The sequence below is a fragment of the Saccharopolyspora karakumensis genome (assembly GCF_004349225.1).
GTDB classification, from domain to species: Bacteria; Actinomycetota; Actinomycetes; order Mycobacteriales; family Pseudonocardiaceae; genus Saccharopolyspora; species Saccharopolyspora endophytica.
This window is the reverse complement of record NZ_SMLA01000104.1, coordinates 1-7120: the sequence shown is the minus strand read 5'-3', so window position 1 is coordinate 7120 and position 7120 is coordinate 1. Positions and strand designations below refer to the sequence as shown.

General features: G+C 72.2%; 6 protein-coding genes. 5 read left to right on the top strand and 1 reads right to left on the bottom strand.

The genetic code is table 11. The annotated features are described in order from the left end of the window. Nucleotides 1–1015: LCP family protein (locus tag E1202_RS30730; protein ID WP_235879136.1), on the top strand; the 1015-nt coding region annotated here is incomplete at its 5' end. A 75-nt stretch (nt 1016–1090) separates the two neighbouring features. On the opposite strand, the gene E1202_RS30725 is transcribed toward E1202_RS30730, so the two are convergent. Beyond that, nucleotides 1091–1870, bottom strand: a complete 780-nt coding sequence (locus tag E1202_RS30725) for a lysozyme (protein ID WP_235879135.1) — start codon at nt 1868–1870, stop codon at nt 1091–1093. A 355-nt stretch (nt 1871–2225) separates the two neighbouring features. Between E1202_RS30725 and E1202_RS30720 the strand changes: the two genes are divergently transcribed. The 4 genes from E1202_RS30720 to E1202_RS30705 form a co-directional block, all read left to right on the top strand. Next, nucleotides 2226–3986 (top strand): ABC-ATPase domain-containing protein, encoded by a 1761-nt coding sequence (locus E1202_RS30720; protein ID WP_132686812.1) that lies wholly within the window; start codon nt 2226–2228, stop codon nt 3984–3986. Nucleotides 3987–4058: 72 nt separating this feature from the next. Then, complete coding sequence (locus E1202_RS30715) at nt 4059–4727, top strand: phosphoribosyltransferase (RefSeq protein WP_132686811.1); 669 nt, start codon at nt 4059–4061, stop codon at nt 4725–4727. A gap of 269 nt (nt 4728–4996) precedes the next feature. Then, nucleotides 4997–5407: a hypothetical protein gene (locus tag E1202_RS30710; protein ID WP_132686810.1), complete on the top strand. Its 411-nt coding sequence runs from the start codon at nt 4997–4999 to the stop codon at nt 5405–5407. A 260-nt stretch (nt 5408–5667) separates the two neighbouring features. Further along, on the top strand, nt 5668–7120 hold a 1453-nt coding region (locus E1202_RS30705), incomplete at its 3' end, for an AAA family ATPase (protein ID WP_235879134.1).

Sequence of the window (7120 nt, the reverse complement as noted above, 5' to 3'; positions counted from 1 at the left end):
ACCCCCACCCGGGCGCCCGCGCGGCGACCGGCCGCCACCCCCGCCGCCGCGGCGGCGGAGCAGGCCCAGGTGGGGCAAGCGCATCGGCATCGCGCTGCTGATCGTCGTGGTGCTGCTGGGTGCGCTGGTGTTCTACTTCGACAGCATGCTGCAGCGCACCGCCGCCCTGGAATTCGAAGGCCAGGCGGGCAACTCGGCGGGCAGCAACTGGCTGCTGGTCGGTTCGGACTCCCGCGAAGGCCTCGACGACGCCCGGCGCGAAGAGCTCTCCGCCGGTGACGCCGGTGGGCGCCGCACCGACTCGATGATGCTGGTGCACATCCCCAGCGGCGGTGGGCAGCCGGCGCTGATCAGCCTCCCGCGCGACTCCTACGTGGCCATCCCCGGGCACGGCAAGACCAAGCTCAACTCGGCGTTCTCCTTCGGCGGGCCGCAGCTGCTGGCCCAGACCGTCGAGCAGAACACCGGCGTGCACATCGACCACTACGCCGAGATCGGATTCGGCGGGTTCGCCGACCTCGTCGACGCCGTCGGCGGAGTCGACATCTGCCTGGACAAGCCCATGGACGACCCCATGGCCAACGTCCACCTGCCCCAGGGCTGCCAGGAGCTCGACGGCGCCCAGGCGCTCGGGTTCGTCCGGGCCCGCTACTCCCTGGACGGCGGCGACCTCGAACGCGCCGAGAACCAGCGCAAGCTGCTGGGCGCCCTGGTCGACAAGGGCACCAGCCCCGCCACGCTGATCAACCCGTTCCGGTTGTTCCCGCTGGCCTCCGGGGCGAGCAAGACCTTCCTGGTCAACGACTCCGACCACATCTGGCACCTGATGTCGCTGGCCCTGGCCATGGGCGATGTCAGCGGTGGTCAGGGCGTGACCACCCAGGTGCCCTTCGGGCGCTTCGGGGAGGACTCCGACGGCGGATCGGTCATCGTCTGGGACAAGGAGAAGGCCGGCCAGATGTTCGAGGCCATCAACAACGACCAGCCCATCCCGCCGGAGCTGCTCGGGCAGTAGAACGCACCACAAAGGTGGGCCGTCCCGCGAGAAGGGGACGGCCCACCTTTGTGTGCTCTGCGCGTGCCGCTGGTATCAGCCGGCGAAGGCCGCCAGCTGGCCGAAGTCACCGTTGAAGGCGTCCTGTCCGCCCGGCAGCGGCCCGGCATCGGAGTGCTGCCAGAACGAGTGGAAGTTCCAGCCCGCCGGCAACGGGCCGATCTCGGGTGCGTACCGTGCGATCCACAGCGGGTTGTGCGCCGCGAAGTCCGGGTTGGCGCCCGTGCACTGGTTCCACCACGACGCCGTCGTGTAGATGACCGGAGCCCGGCCCGTGCGCGCCTGGTAGGTGCCGGAGAAATCGGCGATCCAGCGCGACATGCTTACCGGGTCCAGCCCGTAGCAGGTCTCGCCGTAGGGGTTGTGCTCGATGTCCAGAACCCCGGGAAGCGTGCCCGACCCCGGCGTCCACGCGCCGCCGTTGTCGACGAAGAAGTTGGCCTGCACCGCGCCAGGAGCGCGGTCGGGCAGCGCGAAGTGGTAAGCGCCGCGCACCATTCCCACCGCCGCCGCACCGTGGAACTGCTGGGCGTAGGACGAGCTGCGGAACCCGCTGCCCTCGGTGGCCTTGACGTAGGCGAAACGCGCCCCGTCGGCGTACGCCCGCGGCCAGTCGACCTGACCCTGGTGGCCGCTGACGTCCATCCCCGCCAGCGCACCGGCCGGAACCTGCCCGGAGGTCCGCTCGTCGGAGGCCTCACGGCCCGCGCTGTAGCCGATCCACGCGCCGTGGGTGTCGTGGGGATCGAGCCGGGGCGCGGCGGCCTGCGCCGGGGAAGCGGCCCCGATCAGGGCGGCCACGACGGCCAGTAACACCAGCGAACCCCTGCGGCGGGGCGAAACCGCGCGAGACCGGTGACGACCGGACGGTGGGAACATCTCTGGCCTCCTCACTGGACACCGGCACTCCCGCCAGGCGGGGTGCCGGTGCGAGAGCGGGCCGGTCACGGGGGCTTACCCACCGCGGCCTGCTCGAAAGGTCGTTGACGGCTGATCTTGCGGGCGCCCGCAGAGGATAACCCGACGTCACCGCCCTCGCCCGATCACGACGCGCGAATGTTTCGCAGTTCCGGGGGAAAACCCGCAGTCCGCACCGGTCCACAGTGTGTCCACTGTGGCCTGGATCATGGCCGGTTGGAGATTCCGGCGCCGCTGCGGTAGCCCTGTGTGCATGGCACAGCGACACGGCGGCCGGGGCGGGCCCCGGCACAGCGGCTCCCGCACCTCACCCGCCCAGACCCAGCGCGACCCCACCGCGGCCCGCGGCGACGCGCAGCGGCTGCGCCAGGAACTGGGCGGCATGCACGGCGCCAGCTACGGCCGCTACAAATCGTTGACCGGCTCCTGGCGCTTCGACGGCTTCACCCTGCAGGTCCAGCGCGTCCAACCCGACCCCTACGCCCCGGCCAGCCGCGTGCAGATCACCGTCGACGCCGACCACGCGGGCCTGCCTTCCGAACTCCACGACAACCCGGTGCGCGCCCGCGCCCTGGCCGGATACCTGGTGCGGCGGCTGCACCGGGCGCTCGGCGACAGCAGGCTGCGGGTCGACGCAGGTGGCCAGCAGGTCCTCGACCGCAGCTCCTGCCAGGTCCGCCAGGGCGCGGTGCGGGTGCGCATGGGAATCGACCTGCCCGGCCGCGGCCGCACCATCGACGGTCGCGCCGCCGAGCGCACCCTCTGCGACGAACTGCCCCAGGCGGTCGAGACCGCGCTGCGCTGGAGCAGCGCCGACCAGCAGCAGGCCCGCACCTTCGTCGACAGCGTCGAGGACACCCACGCGCTGCGCGAAGCCCTGGCCGAACGCGGCTGGGTGGCCTTCGTGGCTGACGGAGCGATCCTGCCGCGCCGCAGCGGCATCGACGAACGTCCCCTGACCAGCGGTGTCGTGTTCTCCTCGCCGGAATCGATGCGGGCCACCGTGCGCCTGCCCCACCGCGGCGAGGTCACCGGCATGGCCGTGCCCGAGGGCATCACGCTCATCGTCGGCGGCGGGTTCCACGGCAAGTCCACCCTGCTGCGCGCTCTGGAGCAGGGCGTCTACGACCACGTTCCCGGTGACGGCCGCGAGCTCGTGGTGGCGCGCGCTGACACCACCAAGGTCCGCGCCGAGGACGGCAGGCGCGTGCACCGGGTGGATGTCAGCCCGTTCGTCTCGCACCTGCCCACCGGCGCCGACACCCGGGACTTCTCCACCGACAACGCCTCGGGTTCGACCTCGCAGGCCGCGGCGATCACCGAGGCCGTCGAGGCCGGCGCCGGGGTGCTGCTGGTCGACGAGGACACCGCGGCGACCAACCTGATGATCCGCGACGCCCGCATGCAGGCCCTGGTGGCCAAGGACGCCGAGCCGCTGACGCCGTTCGTCGACCTCATCCGCCCGCTGCGGACCACCCACGGGGTGTCCACGGTGCTGGTCATGGGCGGCTCGGGTGACTACATGGATGTCGCCGACCGGGTGCTGATGATGGACGCCTACCGGGCGCGCGATGTCACCGACCGGGCCCGGGAGCTCTCGCGGGCCCGCCCCACCGGGCGGCACAGCGAAGCCGACGGCTACCCGCCGCTGGGTCACCGGGTGGTCGACCCGCGCTCGATCCCCACCGAGCGCCCCAAGATCCGCGCCCGCGGCACCGACGCGCTGACCCTCGGCGAGTCCACGGTGGAACTGCGCGGGGTGGAGCAGATCGTCGACGCCTCCCAGGTCACCGGGATCGGTCTGGCGCTGGTCAGCTGCGCGCGGCGCGGTGTGCTCGACGGGCGCGCCAGCATCGCCGAGGTGCTCGAGGCCTTGGCCGCCGACATCACCGAGCGCGGGGTCGAGGCCGTCGACGAGCGGTTCGTGGGTGATTTCGCGGTGCCCCGGCCGCTGGAGGTGGCCGCGGCGCTCAACCGGCTGCGGGTGCTGCGGGTGAGCGCGTTGGGGCGCTGAGGGCGGTTTGCCCGCACCACCGCGGTGGGCACCCCCAGGGGTGGCCCCGATGTGGTGGGAAAGGGGCGCGCGATGCCTCGAACGCGATCCCGGCACTCCGGCGCGACCGGCTACGACGATCGCGCCCACGCCGGTCAGGTGCTGGCCGGGCACCTGCACGGCCTGGACCTGGTCGACCCGGTGGTGTTCGGTCTGGCGCGCGGGGGTGTTCCGGTGGCCGCCGAGGTGGCGCGGGAGCTGGGTGCCCCGCTGCGGGTGTGCGTGGCCCGCAAGATCGGCGCTCCGGGTCAGCCCGAGCTGGCGCTGGGTGCGGTCACCGCGCACGGCCCGCCCGGCTACGACCACGCGCTGGTGCGCTCCTTCGGGCTCGACGTCGACGATCTGGCGGGGGCCTGCGAGCGCGAGCGCGCTGAGGCCGCCCGCCGCGAGCGCCTCTACCGCGGTGAGCCGGTGGAGCTGGCCGGTCGGGATGCGGTGCTGGTCGACGACGGGCTGGCCACCGGTGCCACCGCGCGGGCGGCGCTGCGGATGCTGGCCGAGGCCGGGCCCCGGCACCTGGTGCTGGCTGTGCCGGTCGGGTCGCCGGAGTCGGTGCGGGCGCTGCGCGGTGAGGCCGATGCGGTGGTGTGCGTGCTGCAACCGGTGGGCTTCGCCGCGGTCGGGCAGTTCTACCGGGATTTCGCCGCCACCACCGATGAGGAGATCAACGCGCTGCTGACCGAGCTCGGCGAGCAGCGCTGAGACCGATCACCGTGCGCGTCCCGGTGGGTCCGGTGGGTGATCTCGGCTGGTGGCGCGGCGGGCGCGCGGGGGTGATCTCGGTGGGTTGTGCGGGGTCTGGAGATAATGCTTGCGCATCGCCTTCACCACGCCCGGCACTGACGCGCTAACCTCTCCGCACCTACTCCTGTGCTGCGACAAGCCCGGGATCCGGACAACACGTGCCGGACCGGCCGGGCGCGTGGTGGTCGGGGTGGAGTTGGTACTGGATTCGGGTTGATTGGTTCGCTATGACTGCCGCTGGACATTCCGACCACTCGTCGTCTCAGGCGGGTAAGCACGGCCCGCCGTCGCGTCGCTCGGGCAGACGCGGTGAGGAGGCGGGAGCGGCCGAGTCGGGTTACTCCTCGGAGGTCGCTCGTCAGGTCGGCGAGGCGACCGTGGCGCTGGGCGAGCGGCTGCGCGATCCGGGTGTTGCGCACAGCGTCGAGGAGATCGAGAAGGTCATGCGTGGTTTCTCGCTGACCGTGGAGGGCATGTCGGGTGGCCTGTCGGGGGTCACCGAGTGGCTGCGGGCGGCCGGTCACGTGGGGCCGCTGTCGGGGCACGCCAGCGTGATGTCCGAGCGCCTGTCGCACATCGGCAAGGAGCTGTCGCGGTTGGCCGATGCCATAGAGCAGGCACAACAGCGCGCCAGCTGAGCCGCCGAGCACCCGGGCCCGGGTTGCCGGATTCCTCGTGCCACAATGATCATGCGCGGTGGCGCCGGGTTTCCAGGCGTGAGAAGGGTCCGTGCGCAGGGGTTTTGCGAGCGGCACCGACGGTGGCGGCGGCATCCCGGTGAGGTGTTCACCGGTCGAGCCTCCGGTATCGCGGGGGTTGGTGCCCGTCCGCTGAGGTTCGACATCGCCTGCCGCATCCGGGTTTTCGGGTGGGCGGGCGATGTTCGTCGTGTGTGGAGGTGGCCCGGTTGGATCGCGGCAGTGCCGGAGACTCCTCTGCCGCCTTCGATTCGCTGTTCCGCGACGTGCTCGCCGGTTCCGGTGAGGCGGCCGCGCAGTCGGCGGCGCTGAGCGCGCTGCTCGACGAACAGGCGCACGAGGTGGTGTCCAAGGCGGTGCGGGCCACCGTGGACTGGGGTTCTCCGGAGTTGGACAGCTCGCACCTGCTGTGGGCGGTCACCCAGGTGCCGGCCACGGCCGAGCTGCTGGGTTCCTCGGGTGTGCGGGTGGGTGAGCTCGCCGAGGCGGTGCGCTCGGCGGTGATCGCCGTGCAGGAACCGCTGCTGCAGGGCTCTCCGGTGCTGTCCTCGGCGGCTCGGCGGGCGCTGCTGGGTGCCTACCGGCAGGCGTTGGCCGAGGGCGCCGACGTGGTGGGTGCGCGGCACGTGGTGCTGGGGTTGGCCGCCGACGCCGATTCGGTGGCCGGGCGCGCGTTGGCGCGGGCCATCGAGCTCGGTGAGGGCGGTGGTGGTCGCAGCGTGCTGAGCTTGACGCCGCGGCTGGACGAGTTCGGGATGGATCTCACCGAGCTGGCGCGGGCGGGCAAGCTGGATCCGGTGGTGGGCCGGGATGCGGTGATCGAGCAGGCCATCGAGGTGCTGGGCAGGCGCTCGAAGAACAACCCGGTGTTCGTGGGTGATCCGGGCGTGGGCAAGACGGCGATCGTGGAGGGTTTGGCGCGGCGGATCGTGGCCGGTGAGGTGCCGTGGTCGCTGGCGGATCTGCGGGTGGTGTCGCTGGATCTGGCGGGCATGGTGGCCGGGGCGAAGTACCGGGGCGAGTTCGAGTCGCGGTTCCGCGACGTGCTCACCGAGATCCGCGCCAACCGCGAGTCGGTGCTGGTGTTCATCGACGAGCTGCACAGCATCGTCGGTGCCGGCGCCGGTGAGGGGTCGATGGACGCGGGCACGATGCTCAAGCCCGCGCTGGCGCGCGGCGAGGTGCGGCTGCTGGGTGCCACCACGGTCGAGGAGTACCGCAAGCACGTCGAGAAGGATCCGGCGCTGGAGCGGCGTTTCGCGCCGATCATGGTCGACGAGCCCAGCGTGGAGGAGACCGTGGTGGTGCTGCGGGGTTTGCGGGAGCGCTACCAGCGCCACCACCGGGTGCGCATCGACGAGGCGGCGCTGAAAGCCGCTGCGGAGCTGTCCCAGCGCTACATCGCCGACCGGTTCCTGCCGGACAAGGCGGTGGACCTGCTGGATCAGGCGTGCAGCCGGGTGCGGTTGCGGCGCGGCGGGCAGGTGCGTTCGGCGGCGGTGTTCGAGCCGACGGTGGTGGCCGACGACGTCGCCGATGTGGTGGCCTCGCGCACCGGGATCCCGGTGGCCGATGTCAGCGCCGAGGACGTCTCGCGTCTGCTGGGGCTGGAGGAGCAGCTGCAGGCCAAGGTGGTGGGGCAGGACGCGGCGG

Excerpts from the sequence above, each read along its gene's own strand:
- E1202_RS30715 (WP_132686811.1), top strand. The coding sequence starts at position 4,059 with ATGCCTCGAACGCGATCCCGGCACTCCGGCGCGACCGGCTACGACGAT.
- E1202_RS30710 (WP_132686810.1), top strand. The coding sequence starts at position 4,997 with ATGACTGCCGCTGGACATTCCGACCACTCGTCGTCTCAGGCGGGTAAG.
- E1202_RS30720 (WP_132686812.1), top strand. The coding sequence starts at position 2,226 with ATGGCACAGCGACACGGCGGCCGGGGCGGGCCCCGGCACAGCGGCTCC.